General features: G+C 50.6%; 26 protein-coding genes. 9 read left to right on the top strand and 17 right to left on the bottom strand.

Annotation, left to right across the window (positions count from 1 at the left end):
- Positions 1–17 precede the first annotated feature (17 nt).
- From M3079_RS06195 to M3079_RS06175, 5 genes are all read left to right on the top strand, one after another.
- Complete coding sequence (locus M3079_RS06195; protein ID WP_021716759.1) at positions 18–836, top strand: MetQ/NlpA family ABC transporter substrate-binding protein; 819 nt, start codon at positions 18–20, stop codon at positions 834–836.
- Positions 837–888: 52 nt separating this feature from the next.
- Positions 889–1,704, top strand: a complete 816-nt coding sequence (gene blaOXA / locus M3079_RS06190) for a class D beta-lactamase (RefSeq protein WP_249078017.1) — start codon at positions 889–891, stop codon at positions 1,702–1,704.
- A gap of 45 nt (positions 1,705–1,749) precedes the next feature.
- Positions 1,750–2,868, top strand: a complete 1,119-nt coding sequence (locus M3079_RS06185; protein ID WP_249078015.1) for an aldo/keto reductase — start codon at positions 1,750–1,752, stop codon at positions 2,866–2,868.
- A 115-nt stretch (positions 2,869–2,983) separates the two neighbouring features.
- Positions 2,984–3,784 (top strand): tRNA 2-thiocytidine biosynthesis TtcA family protein, encoded by an 801-nt coding sequence (locus tag M3079_RS06180; RefSeq protein WP_249078014.1) that lies wholly within the window; start codon positions 2,984–2,986, stop codon positions 3,782–3,784.
- 54 nt (positions 3,785–3,838) lie between these two features.
- Positions 3,839–4,522, top strand: coding sequence for a DUF805 domain-containing protein (locus tag M3079_RS06175; RefSeq protein WP_249078012.1), 684 nt, complete (start codon positions 3,839–3,841; stop codon positions 4,520–4,522).
- An 87-nt stretch (positions 4,523–4,609) separates the two neighbouring features.
- Here the strand turns inward: M3079_RS06175 and map are convergent, their stop codons facing one another.
- On the bottom strand, positions 4,610–5,422 hold the full coding sequence (gene map, locus M3079_RS06170; protein WP_249078010.1) for a type I methionyl aminopeptidase: 813 nt from the start codon (positions 5,420–5,422) through the stop codon (positions 4,610–4,612).
- Between the two features lie 159 nt (positions 5,423–5,581).
- Here map and M3079_RS06165 point away from each other — a divergent pair, with 159 nt between their 5' ends.
- Both M3079_RS06165 and M3079_RS06160 read left to right on the top strand, forming a co-directional pair.
- Entirely contained in the window at positions 5,582–6,223 is a 642-nt protein-coding gene (locus M3079_RS06165) for a DedA family protein (protein ID WP_249078008.1), read from the top strand.
- Between the two features lie 17 nt (positions 6,224–6,240).
- Complete coding sequence (locus tag M3079_RS06160) at positions 6,241–7,275, top strand: aminotransferase class I/II-fold pyridoxal phosphate-dependent enzyme (protein WP_249078006.1); 1,035 nt, start codon at positions 6,241–6,243, stop codon at positions 7,273–7,275.
- A 326-nt stretch (positions 7,276–7,601) separates the two neighbouring features.
- On the opposite strand, the gene M3079_RS06155 is transcribed toward M3079_RS06160, so the two are convergent.
- The 6 genes from M3079_RS06155 to trmB all read right to left on the bottom strand — a co-directional run bounded on the left by M3079_RS06155 (position 7,602) and on the right by trmB (position 14,512).
- Positions 7,602–8,033, bottom strand: coding sequence for a VanZ family protein (locus M3079_RS06155; protein WP_249078005.1), 432 nt, complete (start codon positions 8,031–8,033; stop codon positions 7,602–7,604).
- A 17-nt stretch (positions 8,034–8,050) separates the two neighbouring features.
- A complete protein-coding gene (locus M3079_RS06150; protein WP_249078003.1) occupies positions 8,051–8,881 on the bottom strand; it encodes a tetrahydrofolate dehydrogenase/cyclohydrolase catalytic domain-containing protein in 831 nt (276 codons plus the stop codon).
- An 11-nt stretch (positions 8,882–8,892) separates the two neighbouring features.
- Positions 8,893–10,563 (bottom strand): formate--tetrahydrofolate ligase, encoded by a 1,671-nt coding sequence (locus tag M3079_RS06145; protein ID WP_249078001.1) that lies wholly within the window; start codon positions 10,561–10,563, stop codon positions 8,893–8,895.
- Between the two features lie 87 nt (positions 10,564–10,650).
- Entirely contained in the window at positions 10,651–12,654 is a 2,004-nt protein-coding gene (locus M3079_RS06140) for a penicillin-binding transpeptidase domain-containing protein (RefSeq protein WP_249077999.1), read from the bottom strand.
- The gene (locus M3079_RS06135; RefSeq protein WP_249077997.1) at positions 12,651–13,862 is read right to left on the bottom strand and encodes a putative peptidoglycan glycosyltransferase FtsW; all 1,212 of its coding nucleotides are present in this window, start codon (positions 13,860–13,862) and stop codon (positions 12,651–12,653) included. The genes M3079_RS06140 and M3079_RS06135 overlap by 4 nt, the downstream gene beginning before the upstream one ends.
- A gap of 8 nt (positions 13,863–13,870) precedes the next feature.
- Complete coding sequence (trmB, locus tag M3079_RS06130; RefSeq protein ID WP_249077996.1) at positions 13,871–14,512, bottom strand: tRNA (guanosine(46)-N7)-methyltransferase TrmB; 642 nt, start codon at positions 14,510–14,512, stop codon at positions 13,871–13,873.
- 176 nt (positions 14,513–14,688) lie between these two features.
- Here trmB and M3079_RS06125 point away from each other — a divergent pair, with 176 nt between their 5' ends.
- Both M3079_RS06125 and M3079_RS06120 read left to right on the top strand, forming a co-directional pair.
- Positions 14,689–15,213 carry a nitroreductase gene (locus M3079_RS06125; RefSeq protein WP_249077993.1) on the top strand — a complete coding sequence of 175 codons (525 nt, stop codon included), beginning with the start codon at positions 14,689–14,691 and terminating at the stop codon, positions 15,211–15,213.
- A gap of 275 nt (positions 15,214–15,488) precedes the next feature.
- Positions 15,489–16,838: a hemolysin family protein gene (locus M3079_RS06120; RefSeq protein WP_249077989.1), complete on the top strand. Its 1,350-nt coding sequence runs from the start codon at positions 15,489–15,491 to the stop codon at positions 16,836–16,838.
- A gap of 62 nt (positions 16,839–16,900) precedes the next feature.
- Here the strand turns inward: M3079_RS06120 and M3079_RS06115 are convergent, their stop codons facing one another.
- The 10 genes from M3079_RS06115 to acpS form a co-directional block, all read right to left on the bottom strand.
- On the bottom strand, positions 16,901–17,482 hold the full coding sequence (locus M3079_RS06115; RefSeq protein WP_249077987.1) for a response regulator: 582 nt from the start codon (positions 17,480–17,482) through the stop codon (positions 16,901–16,903).
- Between the two features lie 2 nt (positions 17,483–17,484).
- Positions 17,485–18,858 carry a sensor histidine kinase gene (locus M3079_RS06110; protein ID WP_249077985.1) on the bottom strand — a complete coding sequence of 458 codons (1,374 nt, stop codon included), beginning with the start codon at positions 18,856–18,858 and terminating at the stop codon, positions 17,485–17,487.
- 172 nt (positions 18,859–19,030) lie between these two features.
- Positions 19,031–20,044 carry a tRNA (adenosine(37)-N6)-threonylcarbamoyltransferase complex transferase subunit TsaD gene (tsaD, locus tag M3079_RS06105; protein ID WP_249077983.1) on the bottom strand — a complete coding sequence of 338 codons (1,014 nt, stop codon included), beginning with the start codon at positions 20,042–20,044 and terminating at the stop codon, positions 19,031–19,033.
- Positions 20,037–20,510, bottom strand: a complete 474-nt coding sequence (gene rimI, locus M3079_RS06100; protein WP_249077982.1) for a ribosomal protein S18-alanine N-acetyltransferase — start codon at positions 20,508–20,510, stop codon at positions 20,037–20,039. Before rimI ends, tsaD begins: the two co-directional genes overlap by 8 nt.
- The gene (gene tsaB, locus M3079_RS06095; protein ID WP_249077980.1) at positions 20,483–21,178 is read right to left on the bottom strand and encodes a tRNA (adenosine(37)-N6)-threonylcarbamoyltransferase complex dimerization subunit type 1 TsaB; all 696 of its coding nucleotides are present in this window, start codon (positions 21,176–21,178) and stop codon (positions 20,483–20,485) included. The genes rimI and tsaB overlap by 28 nt, the downstream gene beginning before the upstream one ends.
- Positions 21,159–21,629 carry a tRNA (adenosine(37)-N6)-threonylcarbamoyltransferase complex ATPase subunit type 1 TsaE gene (gene tsaE / locus M3079_RS06090; RefSeq protein ID WP_249077978.1) on the bottom strand — a complete coding sequence of 157 codons (471 nt, stop codon included), beginning with the start codon at positions 21,627–21,629 and terminating at the stop codon, positions 21,159–21,161. Before tsaE ends, tsaB begins: the two co-directional genes overlap by 20 nt.
- Positions 21,630–21,700: 71 nt before the next feature.
- Positions 21,701–22,234 carry a GerMN domain-containing protein gene (locus M3079_RS06085; RefSeq protein ID WP_249077976.1) on the bottom strand — a complete coding sequence of 178 codons (534 nt, stop codon included), beginning with the start codon at positions 22,232–22,234 and terminating at the stop codon, positions 21,701–21,703.
- A 15-nt stretch (positions 22,235–22,249) separates the two neighbouring features.
- Positions 22,250–23,404 carry an N-acetylmuramoyl-L-alanine amidase gene (locus M3079_RS06080; RefSeq protein WP_249077973.1) on the bottom strand — a complete coding sequence of 385 codons (1,155 nt, stop codon included), beginning with the start codon at positions 23,402–23,404 and terminating at the stop codon, positions 22,250–22,252.
- A gap of 96 nt (positions 23,405–23,500) precedes the next feature.
- Positions 23,501–25,057 carry an NAD(P)H-hydrate dehydratase gene (locus M3079_RS06075; protein WP_249077971.1) on the bottom strand — a complete coding sequence of 519 codons (1,557 nt, stop codon included), beginning with the start codon at positions 25,055–25,057 and terminating at the stop codon, positions 23,501–23,503.
- A 3-nt stretch (positions 25,058–25,060) separates the two neighbouring features.
- The gene (gene acpS / locus M3079_RS06070; RefSeq protein WP_021715338.1) at positions 25,061–25,432 is read right to left on the bottom strand and encodes a holo-ACP synthase; all 372 of its coding nucleotides are present in this window, start codon (positions 25,430–25,432) and stop codon (positions 25,061–25,063) included.
- Positions 25,433–25,515 lie beyond the last annotated feature (83 nt).

Below are 25,515 nucleotides of genomic sequence, written 5' to 3'. Positions count from 1 at the left end.
TTTAGAGGAGGATTACTATGAAATTAAAAAGAATTTTGGCCGCACTGGCGGTTGGCACTCTGGCACTCGGCATTTTTGGCTGCGGCGGCAGCGAGAAAGCAGCGGATACTTCCGCACCCGTTAAGGTAGGCGTTACCGCAGGCCCCCATGCCGAAATTATGGACGAAGTTAAAAAACTGGCTGCCAAAGACGGCTTAAACATAGAAGTTGTGGAATTTAACGACTTTGTAACGCCGAACATTGCCTTGCAGCAGGGCGAAATTTTTGCCAACAGCATGCAGCACAGGCCTTACCTTGACGCCACGCTGAAAAAAGAACCCGGCTTTGAACTGGTTGAAGTTTTTAAAACCGTAAACTTCCCCATGGCGGTTTATTCCGATAAAATCAAAAAAGGTGAAGCCATTCCCGACGGCGCAACCATCGGCATCCCGAATGACCCTTCCAACGGCGGCAGAGCGCTTTTGCTGCTTGCCGAGCAGAAATTAATTGAAGTTAAGGATATTAATGACGTTACCACCTCCGTTGCCGATATTACCGGCAACCCGCATGGCTATAAATTCCTTGAACTTGACGCTGCCACCATTCCCCGCAGCCTGCCGGACGTAACCGTTGCCGTTATTAACGCCAACTACGCTCTGCCTGCAGGGCTGAACCCCATGACGGATTCCTTGATGGTTGAAGGCGCGGCTTCCCCGTACATCAACATTTTTGTAACCAAAAAGGAAAATGCCGCCGACCCGCGCATTAAGCAGCTGCAAAAAATCTATCAGTCCGCCGAAGTTGAAAAATTCATTAATGACCACTTTAAAGGCTCCGTTACTGTCGGCTGGAAATAAAATATTAAAAATAAAAGCGTCCCTTGCGGGCGCTTTTTGTTTGAGGTGAACCATGAAACGTATTTTGCATTTATTAGTTTTGCTTATAATTGCTTTGTGCTTTATGCCCGCCGCCTATGCGGAAAACCCCGTTGACCGCCCCGTGAACACCAGCAGCCTTGACGATATATTTGCCAGCCGCGGCGTAAACGGTACCATTGTAATTTATGACGTACAGAAAAACGGTTACTGGCTGCACAACGCCGGGCGTGCGGCAGAGCGTTTTTACCCCGCCAGCACGTTTAAAATTTTTAACAGCCTTATCGGTTTAAGCGAAGGCGTTGTTAAAGATGCGGACGAAGTTTTTTACCGTTATGGCGGCGAACCGGTGTACCTTGAAAGTTGGAAAACCGACGCCAGCCTGCGCAGCGCCATAAAACTTTCGCAGGTGCCAGCCTATAAAGAACTGGCGCGCCGCATCGGTACGGAACGCATGCAGGCCAACATTAAAAAGCTGCACTACGGCAACGAAAGCATTGGCAGTAAAATCGACAGTTTCTGGCTGGAAGGGCCGCTTAAAATCAGCGCGCTGGAGCAGGTAAAGCTGCTTACAGCTCTTGCCCGCAGGCAATTACCCTATCCGCAAAAGGCGCAGCAGCAGGTTTGTGACATTACCGTACTAAAACAAACCGATGCTTACACGCTGCACGGCAAAACCGGCTGGGCAGCGGACAACATAAAAACCCCGGTGGGCTGGTTTGTCGGCTGGGTTGAAAAAGACGGTGGCCTGTATGTTTTTGCCATGAACATGGATTTAACCGACGCCGCAGAATTGCCGTTAAGAGAAAGTATAACACTGGAGTGCCTTCGAACTTTAAAACTTTTATAAAGCAGTTTATAATTATACTAAGCAGTAATTGAAAGAAGGGATACTATGGCATATTTAGGCGAAGATATTAAAAAACTCGGTTTTGGGCTGATGCGCCTGCCGAAAACCGGCGAGGCCATCGACATTGAACAAACCAAAAAAATGGTAGATATGTTCTTGGAAGCAGGCTTTACCTATTTTGACACGGCGTGGGCTTACCCCGGCAGCGAAGACGCTATCCGCCAGGCGCTGGTAGAACGCTACCCACGTGAAAAATTTCAGCTTGCAACCAAAAACGCCGCCTGGATTAACTGCAAAACGCGCGAAGAAGCAGTTAACCAGTTTGAAACCAGTTTAAACCAAACCGGCGCAGGCTATTTTGATTTTTACCTTCTGCACAACCTCGGCGAAAGCCGCACCAAATATTTTGACGACTTTGATATGTGGAGCTTTGTGCAGGAACAAAAAGCCAAAGGGCTGATTAAGCACGTTGGTTTTTCCTTCCACTCCACACCGGAGGAACTGGACGAAATTTTAAACGCGCACCCCGAAATGGAATTTGTGCAGCTGCAAATTAACTATGCCGACTGGGATTACCCCGCCGTGCAAAGCCGCCGCTGCTACGAAGTAGCACGCAAACACGGCAAGCCCGTTATCATTATGGAACCGGTTAAGGGCGGCATGCTCGCCAATCCGCCGGAAAGCGTACAGAAAATTTTAAAAGATGCCGAGCCGGAAATGTCCGTGGCAAGCTGGGCCATCCGCTTTGCTGCGCATCTGGAAGGCATTATTACCGTGCTCAGCGGCATGAGCAATGTTGAGCAGATGCAGGACAACCTTTCTTACATGAAGGATTTTAAAGGCCTTTCCGCCGCCGAAGAAGCAACGCTGAAACAGGCACAGGAGGCGCTGGCAAAAATTCCGCTCATTCCCTGCACTACCTGCAACTACTGCGCCAAGGTCTGCCCCATGAATATCGGCGTAAGCGGCAGCTTTACGGCAATGAACTATTACACGCTGTATAAGGATTTGGCCGCTGCCAAACACCAGGAAAACTGGCTTGTTACTGGCCACGGCAAAAAGAAGGCCGCCGAATGTATTAAATGCGGCGCGTGCGAAAAAGCCTGCCCGCAGCATATTAAAATCTGCGAAGAACTGGTAAAGGTTACTGAAACCCTGGGCTGATATGTTAAAACAGAAGCATCCGTTTTATAAACGGGTGCTTTTTTATGTGCTTTGGCAGAATTTTGTGATATAATGGGAACGCTTAATAAATTTTACCATGTTTTAAGGAGCAGCTATGAGCCGTAAACCTTTTGTGCCCGCAGCCCTTTTGGGCAAACTGTGGCGCTGCATAATAGAATTTGAAATGCTGAAGGAAGGCGACCGCGTGCTGATTGGCTTAAGCGGCGGCAAAGACAGTATGTTTTTAACGGCCGCGCTGGCCGAAGTGCAGCAGTATGCGCCTTTTAAGTTTGACCTTGCCTGCTACACGGTTGATACCATGTTCAGCACCGATTTTCCCAAAGCTGCTTTGGAAAGCTTCTGCGCGCAGTACGGGCTTAAACATTACAGCAGCAAAGTTGATGTTACCGAAGCATGGCAGCACCGCACCAACACGCCGTGCTTTACCTGCGCTTATTTCCGCCGCGCAGCCACCAACCGCACGGCGCTGGAGCTGGGCTTTAACAAAGTTGCCTGGGCGCACCACCATGATGACGCCGTGGAAACCTTCTTTTTAAACCTTGTTGCCAGCGGCCAGCTTAAAACCTTTCTGCCGGTAACGCCGCTTTCACGCACGGGGCTTACCTTAATACGCCCGCTTTTATATTACCGCGAAGCTGAAATCATCAGTATGGTTGACGAGCTTAACCTGCACCCGCTGAAAAACCCCTGCCCCTACGACGGCCACACCAAACGCCAGGAAGCCAAAGAACTGCTGCGCTCGCTGCAGGGCTTCAACGCTGAAGCGTACGACCATCTGGCGGCAGCCATGCGTTTTGCCAATGCCGAACTTTGGCCTGCCAAATGCGGCAAAACGGAACTGGCAGATAAATTCCACGCATTTTGGCAGCAAAAGCGCAAAAACAGGCAGGAATAACGACGCCCGCAGCGAATATAAGTTTTTGTATGACATTTTGACCGGAGGTTTTTTATGACAGTAAAAGAGTTTAAACATGATTATTTCAGCTTTAAAGGGCGTTTGAACCGCAAGCCCTTTTTAATGCGCCTGATGATGCTTGGCGCCATCAGTATCTTTTTTGTTTTAATCGTTATCAACGCCGAACCGCACCTTAAGGAAGACCCCGCGCATTTTGCCACCAACGTGCGCAAATCGCTGGTGTTCTGGGTTTATTATATTCCGCTGATTATTGCCAGCATTTCGCTCGGCGTGCGCCGCCTGCACGACCTTAATTTAAGCGGCTGGTGGATGCTTCTGGGTTCCGGCGCGCTTTTAAGCACCGTAAACACCGGCAACACCGCCATTGACCTTGCAGCAGCAATTTTATTTTACATTGCCCAGCTTTTCAATCTGTTCCTGATTTTCTTCCGCGGCACCAAAGGGCCTAACCGCTTCGGCGAAGACCCCGTACCCCAGCCCGTAAAAGAAAAGAAGAAAACCAAAGAAGAACGCCGCGCCGAAGCCAAGGCACGCAAAGAAGCTGCCGAAGCAGAAAAACGTGCCGACGAAGAACTGGAACGCGAAATTGCCGAAGCGCATCCCGACTGGGACGAATACGACCGCTATGACGCCATGCAGGACGCCAAAGCCAAACGCGAAGCCGAAAAAGCAGCGGCAGAAGTTAAAGACGGCACCGAAAACAAAGAAAGCAAATAATTGTACAAAAAATCCCGCCAAAAGCGGGATTTTTATTTTATGCGTATTTTGTTTTAAACTAAAGTATAAATTTGGTGCTGCTGCGCCTTACCAGGCCAGTACTTCCACGCCGGTATCTGTAACAAGCACCGTGTTTTCCCACTGGGCCGACATGCTGCCGTCCTGCGTATAAACAGTCCAGTCGTTTGAAGCGTCGATAAACACATCGCGGCGGCCGGCGTTAATCATCGGCTCAACCGTAAATACCATGCCCGGCACCATCAGCATGCCGGTATTTTTTTTGCTGTCGTGGCACACAAAAGGTTCTTCGTGGAAATCCACACCAACGCCATGCCCGCCAAATTCCGTTACCACGCTGTAACCATGCTTGCGTGCAAACGGGGCAATGGCAGCGCCGATATCGCCGATAAAGGCCCACGGTTTGCAGGCTTCCACGCCGCGGCGCATACATTCTTTGGTAATGGCAACCAAATCCTGATTCGGCTTGGAAACCTTGCCAATCATAAACATGCGCGAAGCATCGGCATAATAACCGTTGTAAATAGTGGTTACGTCAACGTTAACAATGTCGCCGCTTTTGAGCACCGTTTTATCGGGAATACCGTGGCAAACCTGGTCATTAACCGAAGTGCAGATGCTTTTAGGAAAGCCGTAAAAACCGAGGCAGGCCGGAATACCGCCGCTTTTGGTAATAAAATCATACGCCAGTGCGTCAATTTCTTCCGTCGTCATGCCGGCTTTAATTTTTTGGGCAATCAAATCAAGGCAGGCATTGTTAATCTTGGCTGCCGCACGGATGCCTTCAATCTGTTCCGGCGTTTTTATCATATCCATATCGGGAACTTCGCAGCCTTTGGCCTTGAATTCGGCTATTTTTGCTTTTATTACTTCAATATCCATAAAAATCTCCTTTAATACAAATTTAATTTTATAGTGCTATTATAACACATATAACATAAAGTGACAGCACAAAGTCAGCTTATGCTTACAAATTATTTTTCTATTATTTTTTGTTTCTTTATGTTAAAATATTGTTAGTTTTTGTATAAGGAGGAGCCGATGGAAGCTATTTATTCCAACATTGCCGATTTTATCCTGCATTTTGACCGTTACCTGCCCGTTGTTATGGAAGCCTACGGGCACTGGATTTACGCATTTTTGTTCATTATTGTTTTTTGTGAAACAGGGCTTGTGGTAACGCCGTTTCTGCCGGGCGATTCGCTTTTGTTTGCCTGCGGCGCGCTGGCGGCATCTGCCGAAGGGCTCAGCCTGCCGCTTCTGGCCGTTATTTTCCTTGTGGCTTCAATCACTGGCGATGCCTGCAACTACGAGATAGGCAAGCACCTGGGGCATAAAATACTTGCCGCCAATTCAAAGCTGATTAAGCCGGAGTACGTAAAAAAAGCCGAAGACTTTTATGCCAAGCACGGCCACAAAGCTATTTTCCTGGCCCGTTTTGCCCCGATTGTGCGTACCTTTGCGCCTTTTGTAGCAGGCATCGGCACCATGCACTACCGCACCTTTGCCATTTACAATGTCAGCGGCGCCTGCACCTGGGTATTTTTATTCCTCGGCGGCGGCTACTTTTTCGGAAACATTCCGTTTATCAAACAAAACTTTTCGTATGTAACCATGGGCATTATTCTGTTTTCGCTTACCCCGATTATTTTTGAGGTTATCCGCAGCAGGCGTGCCAAATAACGAAAGAAGGCTGAAAGATGTATTATTTTACCAGTGACTACACTACCGGCTGCACGCCGGAAATTTTAGAAGTTTTGGGAGCAACCAATCTTGAAGAAACATCAGGCTACGGCGAGGACGCATACTGCGAAGCTGCCCGCGCGCTGATTCAGAAAGAATGCGGCCGCCCGGATGCGGACGTTTATTTTATGATGGCTGGCACGCAGACCAACCTGACTATTATCTCCGCCTCCCTGCGCCCCTTCCACGGCGTTTACGGCACTGCGCGCAGCCATATTAACACGCACGAAGCCGGCGCCATTGAACGCAGCGGCCACAAGGTGCTTGTAGTGCCCGATGAGGACGGCAAAATTACCGCCGCCCAGATTGTCGCCGAACAGGAAAAATACCTGCACGACCCCAGCCGCGAGCATATTGTAATGCCTAAAATGGTTTATATTTCGCAGCCTACGGAAACCGGCACGCTGTACAGCAAAAAAGAACTGGAAGATTTATACGCCGTATGCAAGCAGTATAATTTATACCTGTTTATTGACGGTGCACGCCTCGGTTACGGGCTTACTTCTCCCGCCTGCGATTTTACCATGCAGGACATTGCCAATAACTGCGACGTGTTCTATATTGGCGGCACCAAATGCGGTATGCTTTTCGGCGAAGCGGCAGTTGTTTTAAACCCTGCCATTAAAGAAGATTTTATTCCGCTGATGAAACAGTGCGGCAGCGTACTTGCCAAAGGCCGCCTGCTTGGCATTCAGTTTGAAGCTATGTTCACCAACGGTTTATACTACCGTATCTGCAAACAGGGTATTGATACTGCCATGCAGATTAAAGCCGTGCTTAAAGAATGCGGCTTTGAATTCTTGACTGATTCACCCACCAATCAGCAGTTCATCATCATTACCAAAGAAATGTACGAAAAAATAAACAGCCATTTTAAACTCGGCCTTTATGAAAACCTGCCTGACGGCAGAGTGGCCGCCCGTATCTGCACCAGCTGGTCTACCTCACAGGATGCTGTTGACAAGCTGTGCAAGTTTATTAAAGAGCTGTAAGAAAGTAAATATAACTTTCCGGCAAAAGGTTTATATAGCCTTTGCAATTTACTGAAAAAGTAAGAATAGTTCAAATAAAATATTTATATTGTGAGGCGACAGATAAAAACTGCGGCGGATAAAATCAAGGCTTAAAAGTACGAGAGTCCGGTGCCGCGCCCGGACGAAATCGGAGAAGCCGCAACATTTTTACTGAGCCGTATCAAGATAAATATTTTGTTTGAACAAAACAACAATGTATTGCTATTATACTCATATACGCAAAAACACCGCTGTAAAAGCGGTGTTTTTATTTGCAACGTATTTTGTTATTGTATTTTGCTGCGCTACTTTTTGCTCCACAGCCATATTTCGCGGCACAGCCAGATAATGAACACGCCGCAGAAATCAAGCACAATATCGGTAACCTGCGCCGTACGCCCCGGCACCGAAAGCTGAATGTACTCATCCGCTACGGCAACGGCCAGCCCCAAAAACAGGATATAGCCGGATGCCACACGGTTGGACACGCGCCAGCTGATAAAGGTATTAACCATAATCATTGCCAGAACGGCAAATTCCACAAAATGTGCCAGCTTGCGCAGGCGTGCTTCCAGACGGTCTACCGGCATCGGGTCGCCGATAGCGGCATACAGGCTGTCAAGCCACTGGGCCAGCAGCCCGCTTGCTTTGTATGAGGTTTCCGCAGGCAGCGAAGAATTAAAAAAGATAAAACCTGCAAACAGCACTAACAGCAGCAGCCATAAAAATTTTTTCATTTATACGCGCCGCCCTGTTACTGATTGCGTGTAAGCAAATCCATTACCATCATGTTGCTTACAACGCCTATGCCGCCCGGCACCGGAGTGTAAGCCGAGGCCTTGCCTACAACGGCAGGGTCAACGTCGCCCACCAGTTTGCCGTCAACGGCGTTAATGCCAACGTCCACAACAACTGCGCCTTCTTTAATCATATCGGGCGTTACAAAGCAGGGCTTGCCTACTGCCGCAACGATAATATCCGCCTGGCGGGTAATTTCGGCAATGTTTTTGGTTTTGCTGTGGCAGATGGTAACGGTGGCGTTTTTGTTTAAAAGCAAATTGGCAACCGGTTTGCCTACAACATTGCTGCGGCCGATTACAACGGCATGCTTGCCTTCCAGTTCAATGCCGTAATGTTCAAGCGTTGCCATGCAGGCACGCGGCGTGCAGGGTGACATTTTGCCATAGCCAAGGTACATATCGCCCACGTTTTTCACGTTCAGGCAGTCCACATCCTTGCTGGCAGTAACTGCCGCGCCGATTGTATCGCTGTCCAGCGGTTTGGGCATCGGCATCATCGGCAGCACACCGGTAACGTAACGGTTGTGGTTCATGCGGGCAATGTCGCGCAGCAAATCCTCCTGTTTGGTATCGGCAGGATATAAAAGTTCTTTAACATAAATGCCCATGCTTTCAGCAAGTTTCATTAAACGGTCTTTGTAAACGTGCGAAGCCGGGTCATCGCCGACAACAATAATTGCCAGCGTTACTTTACGCCCTTTGCCAAGCGCATTGGCCACACGCTGCATAATGGTTTCGCGGTAAGCATCGGCAGCGGGTTTTCCCCTCATAATCAAAGTTTCCATAACAGTTCTCCTTAAAACAGTCCGCTTATTACGCCGTCGTCGCTTACGTCAATTTTTTCGGCCGCAGGAACTTTCGGCAGGCCCGGCATGGTCATAATATCGCCGGTTAATACTACCACAAAGCCTGCGCCGGCTGCGATACGGCAGTTTTTAATAGTAATTTCAAAGCCTTCCGGGCGGCCCAGAAGTGCCGGGTCATCCGAGAAGGAATACTGGGTTTTGGCCATGCAGACAGGCAAATGCCCATAGCCCATTTTTTCAAAGTCCTTCAAAGCATTGTTTGCTTCTTTGGTGTAGTTTACGCCCACTGCACCGTAAATCTTTTTGGCAATGGTTTCAATTTTTTCTTTCAGGCTCAGTTCTTCGCCGTACAGAAGTTTAAAATCGGCTTTGCCGCTTGTTGCCAGCGCCACAACTTCTTTCGCCAGTTCAATGCCGCCTTCGCCGCCTTTGGCAAATACTTCCGAAAGCGCAACGTTTACACCGTGTGCGGCGCAGTGGCTGCGGATGGCTTCCAGTTCTTCCGGGGTATCCTGTTCAAAGGCGTTAATGGCAACAACCAGAGGCAAACCGTACTGCTTAATGTTTTCGATATGCTTTTCAAGGTTGACAATGCCGCGTTTTACAGCTTCCACATCCGGAGTTGCAAGGTCTGTTTTCGGCACGCCGCCGTGCATTTTAAGCGCGCGTACGGTTGCAACCAGCACAACTGCATCCGGTTTTAAACAAGCATAACGACATTTAATGTCAAAGAATTTTTCTGCGCCAAGGTCTGCGCCAAAGCCTGCTTCCGTAATAGTGTAATCGGCAAGTTTGAGCGCCGTTTTGGTTGCCATTACGCTGTTGCAGCCGTGGGCAATATTGGCAAACGGGCCGCCGTGAATAATGGCAGGCACATTTTCCAGAGTCTGTACAAGGTTCGGTTTTACAGCGTCTTTTAACAGTGCCGCCATTGCGCCCTGTGCTTTAAGCATACCTGCGGTAATGGGGTTGCCGCTGTAATCGTAAGCTACAATAATTTTGCTCAGGCGTTCTTTTAAATCGTGCAGGCCGGTTGCCAGGCACAAAATAGCCATAACCTCCGAAGCTACGGTAATATCAAAGCCGTCCTGGCGCGGTACGCCGTGCGCTTTGCCGCCGAGGCCGACAACTATGTTGCGCAGCTCGCGGTCATTCATATCGACAACACGTTTCCACACAATGCGGCGCGGGTCGATATTAAGCGCATTGCCCTGCTGAATATGGTTGTCAAGCATGGCTGCCAGAAGCATATGGGCAGATGTTATGGCATGGAAATCGCCGGTAAAATGCAGGTTAATGTCCTCCATAGGCACAACCTGAGAATAGCCGCCGCCTGCTGCGCCGCCCTTAATGCCCATGCAGGGGCCGAGCGAAGGTTCGCGCAGGGCCACAATAACTTTTTGCCCGATTTTGGCAAGCCCCTGTGCCAGGCCTACCGTAGTGGTGGATTTACCTTCACCGGCAGGGGTCGGGGTAATGGCCGTAACCAGAATAAGTTTGCCGTCAGGCTTATCCTGCACTCTTTTAATTAAATCCATGGAAAGTTTTGCCTTGTAGCGTCCGTATAACTCAATATCTTCCTCACCGATGCCGAGTTTTCCGGCAACTTCAGTAATGGGCAGCATATGCGCCTTTTGAGCAATTTCAATATCCGATAACATCTTGGTACCTCCCTTTTCTGCACTTAAATAACTATATCTTTGTTTTATTCTCTGCCGGAGTTCCTTTTTCCTTCCGGTAGAGATAAATTATTCAAACCATATTTCCAGTTTTGTGCCTTCCGCGGCAACAGTTCCCGGCGGCAGCGACTGCTTCTTCGCCCTGCCGCTGCCGTAAGGCACCAGCACCAGATGCCCGCGCTGCACCAGTTCTGCCGTCTGGCGCATGTCAAGCCCGGTAAAATCCGGTATCTTTACTTTGTTGTCCGGCAAAAATTCCATTACCGGCACTTTAACGGCTTTGGCCTTGTCTTTGGCGTCTTCCTCAAAAGAAGGCAGCCCTTCGTGCGTGCTTGGCTGAATGCCTTTGGCAACAAGTATCTGCTGCAAAGTATCCTTAAATACCGGCGCCGATACCTGCGAACCGTAAAACGCGCCCTGCGGCGTATCAAGCATTACCAGCATCGCATACTGCGGATTGGCTGCCGGAACAAAGCCCACAAAAGACGCTATGTATTCGCCCGGGGCATAGCCCCCCTGCTCGGCAAGTTTTTCTGCCGTACCGGTTTTGCCCGCAATCTGATAGCCTGCAATATGCGCCGGTTTGCCGCCGCCCTCGCTGACTACTTTTTCCATCATCATGCGCATCTGCCCGGCAACATCTTCGGTAATAACGCGGCGCACAACCTTCTTCTGCCCCTGGCGCAGCACGCGCCCGTCAGGCATTACAATTTTATCAATAATGTAAGGCTCCAGAAGTTCGCCGCCGTTGGCAATGGCGCAAATGGCGCGCAGCATTTGCAGCGGCGTTACGGCAATGCCCTGCCCGATGGCCATGGTGGCAATATCAGGCTCATACATATCTTCCGGCCTGTACAAAATGCCGCTTTCCTCGCCTGGCAGTTCAATGCCCGTCGGCTGGCCGAAACCGAACTTTTTGCTGTAATCAATCATCTGGTTTGCGCCGAGCTGCATGCCCAGCTGCACCATACCGGTGTTGATGGAGTATTTAATAATATCCTCAAAGGGCACCTGCCCGCGCCCTTCTCCGTCCCAGTTGCGGATAACGCGGTCGGCAATTTTAATGCTGCCCTTGTCCTCAAACACGGTCTGCGGCGTTATGATGTTTTCACTCAGCCCCATGCAGCCTACAATCGGTTTAAAAACAGAACCCGGCTCGTAAATAATGGAAATTGCCCTGTTAGTCCACGTTGAAACGGGGTATTCGCCAAAATCGTTAGGGTCAAAGGTCGGGCGCGAAGCCATGCCAAGTACCGCGCCGGTATGCGGGTCCATCAAAATGGCTGCCGCCGCGCGCGATTTGGTTTCCTTCATGGCGCGGTCAAGCGCGTCCTCCAGCACAAACTGAATTTTGCTGTCGATTGTAAGGTACACCGTCGGCATATTCTGCGGGCGCGAATGGTTCATGCCCGCTTCGCCCATCGGGCGTCCCAGTGCGTCCACCATTTCTTCCTGCTCGGTTTTGGCGCCTTTAATTACGGAATCCAGCGCCAGCTCAATACCGGCGAGCCCCTTGTCATCCGTGCCTACAAAACCCAGAATCTGCGCGGCCATGCTCTTTTTGGTGTAATAACGCTTGCTTTCTTCCAAAAAGTGCAGGCCCGGCAGCTTGTTTTCCTTAACTATGCGCGTTACCTCGTCCGCCTCTTTCGGCGTCAGGGTACGCTTAATCCATATAAAACGTGCTTCCGTAGTAAAATCGCTGTACAGGCTTTCGGCACTTATGCCGAGCGGCCCTGCCAGTAAATCTGCCGCCAGGCGCTTAACATTGCGCCCGCTTTTGGCAGCCGCACTGTCCGGGCGGTCCTCCATTTCAACAGGGTCAACATACAGCGATTTTGCCATAATGCTTACGGCAAGTTCTTCGCCATTGCAGTCCACAATCGCCCCGCGCGGCGAATACATTACGTCAGTGCCCATGGCCTGTGCCATCGACTGCCGCGCCATTGCGTCGCCGCGTACAATTTGCAGCCACACCAGGCGGCCGATAACTATGGCAAAAACGGTAAAAATTAATGCAAACAGCCCAAAAAAGCGTTTTTTGCTGCTGTAAAACTTAAATTCTTTTCTCATTTACGCCACCCCCTGCGCCTTAAATCAGAGGTTGGCATAATGGGCGGCATACCGGCATCACGCAGCAGTTCTTCGCGCTTTTCGCGCTTAACCTCCGCCTTGTAAACCGAAAGCGCCAGCCCCAGCGCCGTAAGCGATACCACCATGGAAGTACCGCCGTAACTTATAAACGAAAGCGGCACGCCGATAACCGGCAGGCAGCCGCATACCATCAGCATATTGGCAGCAGCCTGCCCCACAACCAGAAGCGTTACGCCGCTGATGAGCATAAAGCCCTCCTCATCACGGCAGGCAGCCGCCATGCGGAACAGCGCAATGCCCAAAAGCGCAAACAGAAAAATTAAAAATACGGCGCCGCCAAAGCCCCATTCCTGGCAGTAAATGGCGAAGGCAAAGTCGGTATGCGCCTCCGGCAGATAAAAGAATTTGCCGCTGCCCTGCCCCCAGGGCACGCCCAAAACACCGCCGCTGCCGATGGAAATTAACGACTGCACCATCTGGTAGCCCGCGTTGGAAGGGTCGCTCCACGGGTCATACCACACCAGAACCCTTTGCAGGCGGTACGGCGCAATGGCAATAAGCCCCACAACGCCCACAAAGCCGCCCGCCATTAAAAGCAGCAGCATACGCAGCGGAAGCCCTGCCAGAATATACATGCCCACGGAAAGCGCAACAACAATCGCCGCCGTGCCCATGTCCGGCTGTTTCAAAACCAAGGCTCCGTATATCAGCGCCATTACCATCGTTTTGTTGCCCGGGTAATCAAACAATGCCGGGCGCAGATGTTTTTTCAGCCGCTTGCCCAGCTCACCGGCGCACACCATAATCACTGCCAGCTTTGCCAGCTCCGAAGGCTGCAAGCTGAACGGACCTATATACAGCCAGCGCTGCGCACCCTTGGTTGTAACGCCAACCGTATCAACGGCAATCAGCAACAACAGTACCGAAAAATAAATAACATTCAGCCAGTGCTTGCTCAGCCATAAATGGTAATCAGGGCCGCGCAGCCCCAAATACAGCATTACGGCAAAGCCAACCGCCGCAAACGCAACGTAGCGTTTTAAATAAAAATAGCCGTCGCCGAACATATCCGTCGCTTCAACAAAACTGGCGCTGAAAACATTAATGCAGCCTATCGCCAAAAGCATCAGCGTAATCCATATTACTGCGTCACGCGGATTGTCCCAGATAAAAAAGTGTTTCTGCATAAATGCCTCTACTTAAACACAACTTCGCAAAAATTAATGGGCGTGCCCAAAGCGCTGAACTTCTGCTCATACTCCGTCTGCACTTCGTTCTCGTACTCCGAATGATGCAAATCATAGCTCAGGGCAATAATCTCCAGCCCAAACTCCTTAAACTCCTCTACCGAAAAATCAAACAGAGCCCTGTTGTCCGTTTTAAAACGCAGGTGCCCGCCGCTGCCCAAAAGTCTCTGGTATTTTGCCAGAAAATTTCTGTGCGTAAGGCGGCGTTTGGCGTGGCGCGCCTTCGGCCACGGGTCGCTGAAATTCAAATACAGTTCCTTTATTTCGCCCGGCTCGAACCAGTCCTCCAGCTGCTCTGCGTTTGCGCAGATAACAACGGCGTTTTCCAGTTTGTTATCCATAATGTACTTGCCCGGGTAATACGAAATATCGTGCTGCGTTTCCACGCCTATAAAAGCCTTTTCCGGGTGCAGTTCCGCCATGCCGGTTAAAAATCGCCCCTTGCCGCAGCCTATTTCAAGGCACAGGCGCTTTCCGGGGAAACGCTCCTGCCAGTGCCCTTTATAATCCTTCAGATTGTGCATCAGCACATATTTATCCTTTAATTCTTCCATTGCAGTTTCAATCCATGGCTTTTTTCTTAAACGCATAACTACCGTCCTTTATAAAAATTTACATCTATTAATTATACCATATCTTAATGCATTTTTTGCATAAAACATTTTAATTTGGCAGGCACATCCGCCCCTGCGGATATTTGACGAAGCGCCGCCGCGGTGCTATATTAAATTTGTAAGGGCATACGCCCCCAAAGGAGGTTTTAAATATGAACGAAGCAATGAACAACCTTTTAACCAGAAGAAGCTGCCGCAAATATAAACCCGATATGCTGCCGCAGGAAGTGCTTGACGAAATTTTAAGGGCAGGCACCTACGCCGCCAGCGGGCACGGCACGCAAAACCCCATTATGATTGCCGTTACCGATAAAGAAATGCGCGATAAATTAAGCAAATTAAACGCCAAAATTTTTGGCAAGCCCGATATTGACCCATTTTACGGCGCACCGGTTGTTGTTATTGTACTGGCCGATAAAAAATATCCCACTTACGTTTACGACGGCAGCCTTGCCATGGGCAATTTAATGCTTGCCGCCCACGCGCTCGGCGTTGCCAGCTGCTGGATTCACCGCGCAAAAGAAGAATTTGAACTGCCCGAAGGCAGGGAAATTTTAAAACAGCTCGGCATTGAAGGCGATTACGAAGGCATAGGCCACTGCATTTTAGGCTATGCCGACTCTCCCGAACCGCAAGCTGCACCGCGCAAGGAAAACCGCATTTATTACATTAAATAACCTTTGCAATTTACCCAGAATTTACAAATACCTGGCATGTTTTAACGCCTGCCGGGTATTTTTTGCCTTTAATACCGCGAAAAACGGCTAAAAAACAAGTTACGCCCCTTTACAGTGGTCAGTGCGGAAGCATTGGCAAACCAAAGCCCAAAATTACCCCACAAACGCCAATTTATGCCGATTTAACCTTTTGAACGCGCCCGAATATATGATACAATTAAAAAAATATTGCTATTAGAGCGGAGGTGACTGTTTCCCAAGCGGAAACACATTATTTGGATTATTTCGTGATAATTTTAAACATTATTGTAATTTTATTTCTGGTAGCGCTTAACGGCTTTTTCGTGGCATCAGAATTTTCTATCGTTAAAGTGCGCCCTTCAAGGCTCGACACTTTAATTAAAGAAGGCAGCAAAAGCGCGGTTTACGCACGACAGGTAACGGAACACCTTGACGCCTACCTTTCCGTAACGCAGCTTGGCATTACCCTTGCCTCGCTCGGCCTTGGCTGGATTGGCGAACCTGCCGTTGCCAAAATGCTGGCGCCGGTATTTGCCCTGCTTAAACTGCCGCCGCAGCTTGAGCACACACTGGCCTTTGTGGTAGGCTTTTCCGTAATTACCGCCCTGCACATTGTACTTGGCGAACTGGTGCCGAAATCGCTTTCCATACAAAAAACGGAAGCCATTGTTTTATTTGTAGCGCGCCCGCTGATTATGTTCGACAAGCTGATGTACCCGGCCGTATGGTTTTTAAACCATGTTGCCAACTGGACACTGCGCCGCATGGGCATCAGCGCCGCCAGCGAAGCGGAAGAAGCGCACAACGAAGAAGAAATCCGCATTTTGATGGAAGAAAGCTATAAATACGGCTATATCGACAAAAGCGAGCTTACCTATCTCGATAACGTTTTTGATTTTTCCGAACGCAGTGCCGGCGAAATCATGGTGCCCCGCACCGACATGATCTGCCTGTACCTTGAAGACAGCTTCGATAAAAACATCAAAACCGCGCTGACGGAACGCATGACGCGTTATCCAATCTGCAACGAGGATAAAGACCATATCATCGGCTTTCTGCACATTAAAGATTTGCTGCGCGCCCTTAACGACGGCCAAAAGCCCGACTTAAGCACACTGGCCCGCGACGTGCTGGAAGTGCCTGTTTCCATGCCTATCAGCAACCTGCTGCGCCTTTTGCAGAAGGAACGCAAACAGCTTGCCATTTTGATTGACGAATACGGCGGAACCGCCGGTATGGTAACTATCGAGGACATTCTTGAAGAAATCGTCGGTGAAATACAGGACGAATTTGACGAAGAACGCCCCGAAGTGGAAGAAGAAACCGATAAAAGCTATTCCGTTGACGGCAAAATGCTTTTGGAGGACGTTAACGACCTGTTCGGGCTTGAACTTGACGACAGCCAGTGCGACACCATTGGCGGCTGGGTTTACACGCAGCTTAACACACAGCCGCAGATAGGCCAGACCGTAAAACTGCCCAAAGCGGAAATTACCGTGGAAGAAGTGGAAGCCCTGCGCATTACCCGCCTGAAAATAAAACTCTTAAGCGCGCTCAGCAGCGTTAACCAGGGCATGCTGGACGAACATTTGAATAAGGATTAACAGTTTATAACCAAAAAACGGTACCTTTTTACTGGTACCGTTTTTTATTTGCTTTTATAATTTTATTTTTTCTTTTCTGCCGAGGCAATAACGGCCTCGGCAAGCTCTTTAAGGGTTATGCGGCGGTTCATGCTGTACTGGCGCATTTTGCTGTATGCTTCGTCCTCCGTAAAGCCGTGTGCCGCCATTAGTATGCCTTTGGCGCGGTCAAGCAGTTTGCGTGTTTCAAGGCTTTCGCGCAAACCAGCAAGTTCGCTGTCCATCTTCTGATATTCCTTAAAGCGGGCAATGGCTACCTGCATGGTGGCAAAAAGCTGTTCTTCGCGCACCGGCTTAACCAGATATGCCATTACGCCGCTGCTGTTGGCGCGCTCAACCACATCCTGCTGGCTGTAAGCAGTTAAAAGAAGCACAGGCGCAATATGCTGGCCGGTAATAATTCCGGCTGCCGTAATGCCGTCCATCTTCGGCATTTTCACGTCCATAATAACCAAATCAGGCTTTAAGCGCCGGGCAAGCTCCACGGCTTCTTCGCCGTCAGATGCTTCGCCAAGCACCGTATGCCCCGCTTCTGTCAGCATTTCGCGCAAATCCAGGCGGATTAACGCTTCGTCATCGGCAATAATAATTTTTAACCCTTCCATTTTTATCCCCCCAAAGGTATTGCTACTTCGGCGCAGGTTCCTCCCTGCGGCCTGTTTTCTATTTTAAAAGTTCCGTGTAAATCGGCTTCGGCCATGGTTTTAATAATGCGCAGGCCCAAGCTGCTATGCGGCACGCCGTTAAATCCCGGCGGCAGGCCGTTGCCGTCGTCGCATACGGTAAGGCGGCAGCCGCTTTCTGTTTTTTTCAGCTCCACGCTGATGGCGCCCTGCGTGCGCCCTGTAAAGGCATGGTCAAAGCAGTTTTGGAGCATTTCGTTTAATACCAGCGCCATGCTGGTTGCTTTTTCCGAAGGAATAACAACGTTATCGGCGCTGAATCCGGTTGTAAGGCGCAGTTCCGGCGCAGCCATGCCGCTGAGCACCGCTTTGTAAATTCCCTGCGCCACCGCTGCCATATCCACCGTGCCGCTGCCCTGCTGCGCCAAAAATTCGTGCACAACGGCAATGCTGTTTACGCGGCTGATGCAGTCACGCAGCACGCTTTTGGTTTCGTCCGCTTTGGCGCGGCGCATTTGCAGGCGCAGCAGGCTGGCAATGGTTTGCAGGTTGTTTTTTACGCGGTGGTGTATCTCTTTAATTACCGCTGCTTTAACAAGCAGTTCTTCGTCACGCTTTTTCAGTTCGGTAATATCGCGCAAAATTACAATGGCATAGCTTGCTTCCGCCGTGCCGCCGACAGGCACCACGCGCATGGCCAAAAGCATGCCGCGCAGGCGGATTTCCTTGCCTTCGGCCGTGCCGGTTTTAAGCACCATGCCTACCAGCGGCCAGTTAATCTGCACGCTGTTGGTACGCAGGCCGATTGGCGTTGTAATGCCCACCACCTGAAAAATATGCCGGGCGGTGGAATTGGCCGCGATTATTTTTTTCTCCGCGTCAACCACCATCAGCGCATCACCCGGGGCAAGGCGGCGGTAAAACTCGCTGTCCTGCTCGGGGCGTGCCGGTGTTTTTAAAAATTCAAACGCCACGTTAATAAAAATATCGTCAACGCCGCTTAAATCAAACACCACGGCGGCAAAGCATTTGCCGCGCCTGTCCTGCACGGGGTACACGCGCACGCCGGCAAACTGCCCGAGGCTCAGCTCGCGCTTGCCTTCAAGCGGAACATTGCGCTGCAGACAGCGGGCAATCAGCGGTTCTTCGCTGATGCGTACCTCACGCCCGGGCGCCAGTTCCGGCTGCTGCAAAAACTGCGTTTTTGGCATGGACTGATGGTAAACACGCAAAAAACGTTTGTCATCCGACGCAAGGTACACTGTAATGCAGGCGTGGGCAATATCGGCTGCAAAATCCATGCCCTGCCTGATAGAAGCCAGTATATTTTTCTGTTCACTGTTAAGATTTTTTAACATAGTGTTAATCCCAAGTTTTCAAAAAATTTACAACATTAGTGTTTTACACCGTAATTCACAGTGTTATCCACATTATGCACAGAGTTTTCCGCAATCATTGGGTGCAATTCTATGCTTTTTCACAGAGTTTTGCACGTTTTCCACAGTTTGTAGTTCACATTATAGACAGTGTTTATCCCAATTTTAACGATGGAACAGCGTTCAAACCAAGGGGACTTTTCTCCCCGTTGATATACATAAAATAACCGCGGCAGGCAATCATCACGGCATTATCCGTGCAGAGTATCGGAGTCGGGTGAACCAGGCGCGCTCCGGCGCGTTCTGCCGCCTTTGCCAGTGTATTCTGCAAGGTTTTGTTGGCCGATACGCCGCCTGCAAGGACAATTTCTTTCAAGCCAGTTTCTTTAAGGGCGTGCACGCTTTTCTGCACCAGTGCGTCCACAATGGCATATTGAAACGACGCTGCAACATCGGCGCGGTTTACTTCTTCGCCCGCCTGCTGTTTATTGTGCAGGTAGTTGATAACCGCCGATTTTAAGCCGCTGAAGCTGAATTCAAAATTGTTGCCCAGCTTGGCACGCGGAAAATCTATCGCCAGCGGGTTGCCGTCCAGCGCCAGTTTTTCCACCTCCGGCCCGCCGGGATAAGGCAGCCCCAAAACACGCGCCACTTTATCGAAGGCTTCACCGGCGGCATCGTCGCGGGTCTGGCCCAGAAGTTCAAAACTGTTGTAATCCTTTACAACCAGCAGCGCCGTATGCCCGCCGCTTACAACCAGTGCGAGAAACGGCGGCTTGAGGTCTTTATCGTTTAAAAAATTGGCAAAAACATGCCCTTCCAGATGGTTTACGCCTATCAGCGGCTTGTCTGCCGCCCAGGCCAGCGCTTTGCCTGCCGAAAGGCCCACCAGCAGCGCGCCTACAAGCCCCGGTCCGTAAGTTACGGCAACGGCGTTTATTTTCTCCAGCGGCACCTGTGCTTTGGCAAGCGCTTCATCTATTACCGGCAGTACATTGCGTATATGGTTGCGCGAGGCAATTTCCGGCACTACGCCGCCGTATTTGCGGTGAATGGGCACCTGCGAGGCAATGATGTTGCTTAAAACCTCGCGCCCGTTTTTTACAACGGCAGCGGCAGTTTCGTCACAGCTCGATTCAATGCCGAGTATATAAATGTCTTCACTCATTGGTTTCAGCCTCCCTGTACAGCCACATAATTACGGCGTCTTCGTGGTTATCGGCATAATAGCCGGGGCGCACGCCTTCGGCGCGGAAGCCGCAGGTTAAGTACATTTTCTGTGCGGCTGTGTTGCTCTGGCGCACCTCCAGCGTTATGGCGTCGGCGCCTTCATTCCACGCAAGGTTAATCAGCGCCGCCGTAAGCCTGGTGCCCAGCCCGCGCTCGCGCTCTCCTGCGACAACGGCTACGCGCGTAATCTGCGCTTCGCCTGCCACCAGCCAGTACCCGGCATAGCCTGTAACTTTGCCGTTTTCTTCCATAACAATGTATGTTGTAAGGCTGTTGTTAAGTTCGTCCAGCCACATGCTTTCGTTCCAGGCGTCAAAAAACGTGCTGTTTTCTATTTTGCTAACCTCTGTAATATCGCCGGCAGAAAACTGGCGGATTACTGTTTCCCGTGCTTCTGTTCCCATAGCTCTTCTGCCTCCGATTTTCTGATATAGTAAGGTTCAAGCCCGAAAATGCCGCTCTGCACTTCGGGGTTATAGGCTTTAAGCGCGGCCAGTGCCGTACCTGCTGCCTGCGGCAGGCGCAGGTATTCTGGTGCAAGGCTGCACCACCCGGGCAGCTCCATGCTTTCAAGCTTTGCACATTCGCCCAAAATAACGGCAGGTTTGCCCTGCAAGGCAAGGTTTTCCAAAAGCTGCTGTTTATTTACTACCTGCACGCTTTGCAGTTCAGCAACTTCGCCGTCCTGCCATTCATACAGCGCCTGGTAATAGTTGCCCTTTTGCGCATCCAGAACGGGCGAAAGCACTATGCCGCTTACCGGCAGGTTATAGGTCAGTGCCAGCGGCGTTGCCACTCCCTGCAAAGGCTTTTTCCATGCGTAGGCCAGCGCTTCTGCCGTTGCAAGGCCAATGCGCAGCCCTGTAAAAGAACCCGGCCCCATGCTTACAGCAATTAAATCAATGTCTGCCTTCTGCACGCCGGTGCGCTCCAAAAGCTGTTCCAACTGAGGCATCAGCCCTTCGGAGTGGGTCATGCCCATATTTATTTTATATTCGGCCAAAATTTTGCCGTCACGGCATAAGCCGACGGCGCAGGCTTTGGTTGCCGTATCAATTGACAGTACCAGCATTTTTTTCCACTTCCCCGCAAAGTTTTTCGTAGCGCGCGCCGTGCGGCTCAAAAACGAACCTGCGCCCTGCGCCCTCCAGCTCTATCTTAATATGCAGATATTCTTCGGGCAGCTCGTCAATAAACAGTTCGCCCCATTCTATTACCGTCAGCCCATCACCGCCGCAGTATTCGCCAAAGCCGGTGTTATAAAGTTCATCGCTGTCCTTTATGCGGTACAAATCAAAATGGCGCATTTCCAGCCTGCCACTGTATACATTCATTATGGCAAAGGTTGGGCTGTTCACTTCGTTTATATCGGCGCCAAGCCCGGCTGCCATGCCGCGGCTTAACAGCGTTTTGCCCGCGCCAAGCGTGCCGGTGAGGCAGTATACGTCGCCGTCCTGCGCCAGTGTGCCGAGCAGCCTGCCAAGCGCTTCCGTTGCCGCACTGTCTTTGCAGTAAATTTCCATGTTTCATATCCTTTCGCTAAGTTCGTTGTAATGCCAAAAAGCAGTACCGGAACCTGCCGGTACTGCCTTTGTTATTTTGCTATAATATCCGTATCGCGCTCAAAGGCGTCCATCAAATCAATATGCCCTTTAATGCTGGCTTTTTTCTCGCCTTCTATTAAAAAGTTTACCTTTTTAATTTCCGGAAACTCCGTCAGCGTATTGGTTATGGCCGAAGTCAGCATCATTTCGGTGTAAGAACCTGCTTCAATATTGTAAATTTCCTTGCTTAAATTTACAACGGCCACGCCTTTGTCAACCGTAAGGCTGATTATTTTTAAACCTTTTGGAAAAGCGTTAATAAGCTTATCGCTCTGCGGTTTGGTGTTTATCAGCGCTTCCAGTGCCAAAAGCGGCAGTTCTTCCTTATCACCCTTAACGGTTACCTTTTCGGCATACAGTTTTTCGGTGCCGTCAGCAGGTACGCGATAAATTGTTACCGTATGTTCACGGCTGTCTGCAACAGCATTGGCGTCCGGCAGCACGGCGTTGTTTTCCTGCGTGCAGGCCGCGGCAAACAAAGTCATCAGTACCACGCAGAGTACTGTTAAAAATTTTTTCATCATTTTAAGTACCCTCCGTTATTTAAAATAATCTTCAATGCCATCAGCAATGGATTTTGCCAGTTTGTTGATATACCAGTTGCTGTTCATCAGTTTTTCTTCTTTGGGGTTGGAAATAAATGCCAGCTCCAGCAGGGTTGACGGCATGCTGCAGCGCTTGTTTACATAGAAGTTTGCCTTGCGTATGCCAAGGTCATCCAGCCCGAAGTTTTTAACAAGCCTGTCCTGCACGGCCTGTGCCAGACGGGCGTCGTTATTTGTTTTGGGATAATAGTAGGACGAGAAGCCGCCTACGCTTTTATTGGTGGAAGAATTGATGTGAATGCTTATGAAAGCATCGGCGTCGTTGTCTTCCGCCACATCAACGCGGGCCTGCAGTTCCTGCGAATCGCTGGCGTTAGGGCCGTAAACATCGGTATCGCCGGTGCGAGTCATGCTCACTTTGGCGCCTTTTTTCTTCAGCAGCTCCTGCACTTTTTTGGTAATTTTAAGCGTTACGTCTTTTTCGCGCGTGCCGTTAGAGCCGATTGCCCCCGGGTCGCTGCCGCCGTGCCCGGCATCAAGCGTAATCTTTTTGCCTTTCAGGCCGCCGTCAGTTTTAAAACTGCTTTTGGTGGTTTTCTTTTCTTCAGTTTTAACAGCCGTTTTTTTAGGCACGGTTACTTTAGCCGTAGTTTTGGGAGTTGTTGTTTTAGGCACCGTTACAGGCGCTTTGGCCTTTTCGGCAGATGTATTTGCTTTGGGAATAACCACGCTCGGCGTTGCCGTTTTATCAGCGGTAATATCCACAACCAGGCGGTTGGGGCGTTTTGTTACAGGGTCGTTCTTTAAGGTAAACGCGTTGTAATCCTGCGTGCCGATAGTGCGCGCAAGAGGCAGCTTCAGCACCGTATTGCCGCCGCTTTCTTCAACGGTCATGGTTGGTGCAAGCGTGCTGCGCATTTTAAAGCTGCGTGTTACTTTTTCATCAAGTTTGGCGTTAACCGTTACCAGCATGGTCTGCCCCTGAAAGCTGATATTGTAGCCGGGCGGCGAATCCAAATCCACAACGAGGCGAAGCACATTGAACCTGTCCAGACCCCAGCGCACATCCGTTACTTCTGCGGCGTAGGCGGAAACACAGGCAAAAATACTTATTATAAACAAAAGGCAGCAGATGATTTTTTTATGCAAGCCCCGTCACTCCTTTTTGCAAAGTTTAACTAAATAATTTTATCATTTTTATAAAGTTCTGTAAACAAAAGCGCAGTTTGCCAAGGCAAATTTCACTTAAATTTCGCCGTTTTCCGCCATACGGCGTGCTTCCGGCACAAAGGCCGCCAGTTCACCGGCAGCAAGGCCTATGCAGCCGTCTGCTGCAAGCTCACCCGCCAGCCCGTGCAGGTACACACCGCACGCGGCAGCAGCTTCCGCTTCTATGCCCTGCGCGCACAGCCCGGCAATAATGCCCGTAAGCACATCACCGCAGCCGCCAGTTGCCATGGCAGGCGTACCCGTGGTGTTAACATACACCGTGCCGTCCGGGCAGCCGATAACCGTCGGTGCGCCCTTCAGCACCAGCACGCAGTTCCATTCTGCGGCGTATTTTTCCGCAAGTTCAATGCGGCGCGCATCAACTTCGGCGGCACTTAAACCGCACAAACGCGCCATTTCGCCCGGGTGCGGCGTAAGTATTTTGGTACATTTAAGCTGCGGCAGAATTTCGGTTTTGCGGCTTAACGCCGTCAGTGCGTCGGCGTCGATAACCGCCGTGCCTTCGTAATTTTCCAGAATGTTTAAAATTACCTCGCCGGTTGCTTCGCTGGTGCCAAGCCCAGGGCCGATTGCCAAAACGTCCGATTTTGATGCTGCGTCCAGCACTTCGGCAGCGGCGCCGCCGCCCAGCACGCCCGGCATACGTTCAATAAGCCCTTTTACCATTACTTCCGTAAGCTTAACCGCCAGTACCTCGCGCGAACACAGCGGCGTGTAAAGGCTTACCAGCCCCGCACCTGCCTTAACGGCAGCCTGCGCGCACAGCGCGGCCGCGCCAGCGTAGCCCGGCGAACCTGCCGCCACCGTTACGCGGCCCGCTTCACCCTTATGGCAGTTGCCGCTGCGTATGGGCAGAAAATCGCGCACAATTTCCGAATCCAAAAGGTATTTATGCCCTTCCGCCTGCTCCGTTAAAGCCTCCGGCATGCCAATCGGCGCAACAACAACCTTGCCCGCAAGTTCCGCCGCCGGGTATAAATAAAGCCCGGGCTTAGGCAGCTGCATGGTTACGGTTGCCGCTGCCTGCACCGCGTTTTCGTCCGCTTCGCCGGTATCGGCCTGTGCGCCGCTCGGAATATCCACCGCCAGCACATCAGCACGCGCACCGTTCATCAAGCAGCAGGCACGCTTGTAATTGCCGCCAAGCTCACCCTTAAAGCCGGTGCCAAGCAGCGCGTCAATCATTAAATCCGCATGGGCGGCAGCAATTTCCGCCACGTTCCAGTCACATTCTTCTTTCAGCTCCGTAACGGCAAGGCCGCTTTTAGCACATATTTTCAGCTGCACGCCTACCGCGCCGGTAAACTCAGCCGCGGGCGAAGCCAGAAAGATTTTTACGCGCGCGCCCCCGGCACTGAGCCAGCGTGCCGCCACCAGTCCATCGCCGCCGTTGTTGCCCTTACCGGCAAACACAACAACGCTTTTGGCGTATACATCGCCGCCCAAAAGTTCCGCCGCGGTTTCTGCCGCCGCACGCCCGGCGTTTTCCATTAAAACAGCCGTCGGCAGATAAAACTCCTCCGCCGCTTTTTTATCAAGCGCGCCCATTTCATGCGCATATACAAGTTTCATTTATTATCCCTCCAGAATTACCTGCGCCATTGCCAGCTCTTTGGTATGGCTTAATGTTAAATGTATTTTTTCTGTGCCAAGCCCTTTGGCATAATCTTTAAAATAACCGTATAAAACAAGCTGCGGCCTGCCAAGCGCGTCGTTTATAACCTCTATTTCGGTCAGCCGCCCGCCGCGCAGCCCCGTGCCAACAGCTTTTACAAAAGCCTCCTTGGCGGCAAAACGTGCGGCAAAGCTGGCGTATGCCTGCACTCCGCGCGCCATGCAGTAATCCTGCTCGCGCTGAGTAAACACGCGCGCGGCAAAGCCCTTCATGCCCAGCGCCCTTTTTATGCGGCTTACCTCTGCCAAATCGCAGCCGATACCAATAATCATATAAACTCCTTTTAACTCAACACATCATTTAGCGTAAACTAATCCATATTATGCTTATTTCCATTTTTACCTGTAAAATCCTG

Origin of the sequence: Phascolarctobacterium sp. ET69, from assembly GCF_023336935.1 — a bacterium.
In the GTDB taxonomy this organism is placed as follows: Bacteria; Bacillota; Negativicutes; order Acidaminococcales; family Acidaminococcaceae; genus Fusicatenibacter_A; species Fusicatenibacter_A intestinipullorum.
The sequence above is the reverse complement of the archived record's forward strand: the minus strand, read 5'-3'. Positions and strand labels throughout refer to the sequence as shown.

What these genes read in the sequence shown, in the direction of transcription:
- M3079_RS06195 (WP_021716759.1), top strand. Translation starts at nt 18, where the DNA reads ATGAAATTAAAAAGAATTTTGGCCGCACTGGCGGTTGGCACTCTGGCA.
- blaOXA (WP_249078017.1), top strand. Translation starts at nt 889, where the DNA reads ATGAAACGTATTTTGCATTTATTAGTTTTGCTTATAATTGCTTTGTGC.
- M3079_RS06185 (WP_249078015.1), top strand. Translation starts at nt 1,750, where the DNA reads ATGGCATATTTAGGCGAAGATATTAAAAAACTCGGTTTTGGGCTGATG.
- M3079_RS06180 (WP_249078014.1), top strand. Translation starts at nt 2,984, where the DNA reads ATGAGCCGTAAACCTTTTGTGCCCGCAGCCCTTTTGGGCAAACTGTGG.
- M3079_RS06175 (WP_249078012.1), top strand. Translation starts at nt 3,839, where the DNA reads ATGACAGTAAAAGAGTTTAAACATGATTATTTCAGCTTTAAAGGGCGT.
- map (WP_249078010.1), bottom strand. Translation starts at nt 5,422, where the DNA reads ATGGATATTGAAGTAATAAAAGCAAAAATAGCCGAATTCAAGGCCAAA.
- M3079_RS06165 (WP_249078008.1), top strand. Translation starts at nt 5,582, where the DNA reads ATGGAAGCTATTTATTCCAACATTGCCGATTTTATCCTGCATTTTGAC.
- M3079_RS06160 (WP_249078006.1), top strand. Translation starts at nt 6,241, where the DNA reads ATGTATTATTTTACCAGTGACTACACTACCGGCTGCACGCCGGAAATT.
- M3079_RS06155 (WP_249078005.1), bottom strand. Translation starts at nt 8,033, where the DNA reads ATGAAAAAATTTTTATGGCTGCTGCTGTTAGTGCTGTTTGCAGGTTTT.
- M3079_RS06150 (WP_249078003.1), bottom strand. Translation starts at nt 8,881, where the DNA reads ATGGAAACTTTGATTATGAGGGGAAAACCCGCTGCCGATGCTTACCGC.
- M3079_RS06145 (WP_249078001.1), bottom strand. Translation starts at nt 10,563, where the DNA reads ATGTTATCGGATATTGAAATTGCTCAAAAGGCGCATATGCTGCCCATT.
- M3079_RS06140 (WP_249077999.1), bottom strand. Translation starts at nt 12,654, where the DNA reads ATGAGAAAAGAATTTAAGTTTTACAGCAGCAAAAAACGCTTTTTTGGG.
- M3079_RS06135 (WP_249077997.1), bottom strand. Translation starts at nt 13,862, where the DNA reads ATGCAGAAACACTTTTTTATCTGGGACAATCCGCGTGACGCAGTAATA.
- trmB (WP_249077996.1), bottom strand. Translation starts at nt 14,512, where the DNA reads ATGCGTTTAAGAAAAAAGCCATGGATTGAAACTGCAATGGAAGAATTA.
- M3079_RS06125 (WP_249077993.1), top strand. Translation starts at nt 14,689, where the DNA reads ATGAACGAAGCAATGAACAACCTTTTAACCAGAAGAAGCTGCCGCAAA.
- M3079_RS06115 (WP_249077987.1), bottom strand. Translation starts at nt 17,482, where the DNA reads ATGGAAGGGTTAAAAATTATTATTGCCGATGACGAAGCGTTAATCCGC.
- M3079_RS06110 (WP_249077985.1), bottom strand. Translation starts at nt 18,858, where the DNA reads ATGTTAAAAAATCTTAACAGTGAACAGAAAAATATACTGGCTTCTATC.
- tsaD (WP_249077983.1), bottom strand. Translation starts at nt 20,044, where the DNA reads ATGAGTGAAGACATTTATATACTCGGCATTGAATCGAGCTGTGACGAA.
- rimI (WP_249077982.1), bottom strand. Translation starts at nt 20,510, where the DNA reads ATGGGAACAGAAGCACGGGAAACAGTAATCCGCCAGTTTTCTGCCGGC.
- tsaB (WP_249077980.1), bottom strand. Translation starts at nt 21,178, where the DNA reads ATGCTGGTACTGTCAATTGATACGGCAACCAAAGCCTGCGCCGTCGGC.
- tsaE (WP_249077978.1), bottom strand. Translation starts at nt 21,629, where the DNA reads ATGGAAATTTACTGCAAAGACAGTGCGGCAACGGAAGCGCTTGGCAGG.
- M3079_RS06085 (WP_249077976.1), bottom strand. Translation starts at nt 22,234, where the DNA reads ATGATGAAAAAATTTTTAACAGTACTCTGCGTGGTACTGATGACTTTG.
- M3079_RS06075 (WP_249077971.1), bottom strand. Translation starts at nt 25,057, where the DNA reads ATGAAACTTGTATATGCGCATGAAATGGGCGCGCTTGATAAAAAAGCG.
- acpS (WP_021715338.1), bottom strand. Translation starts at nt 25,432, where the DNA reads ATGATTATTGGTATCGGCTGCGATTTGGCAGAGGTAAGCCGCATAAAA.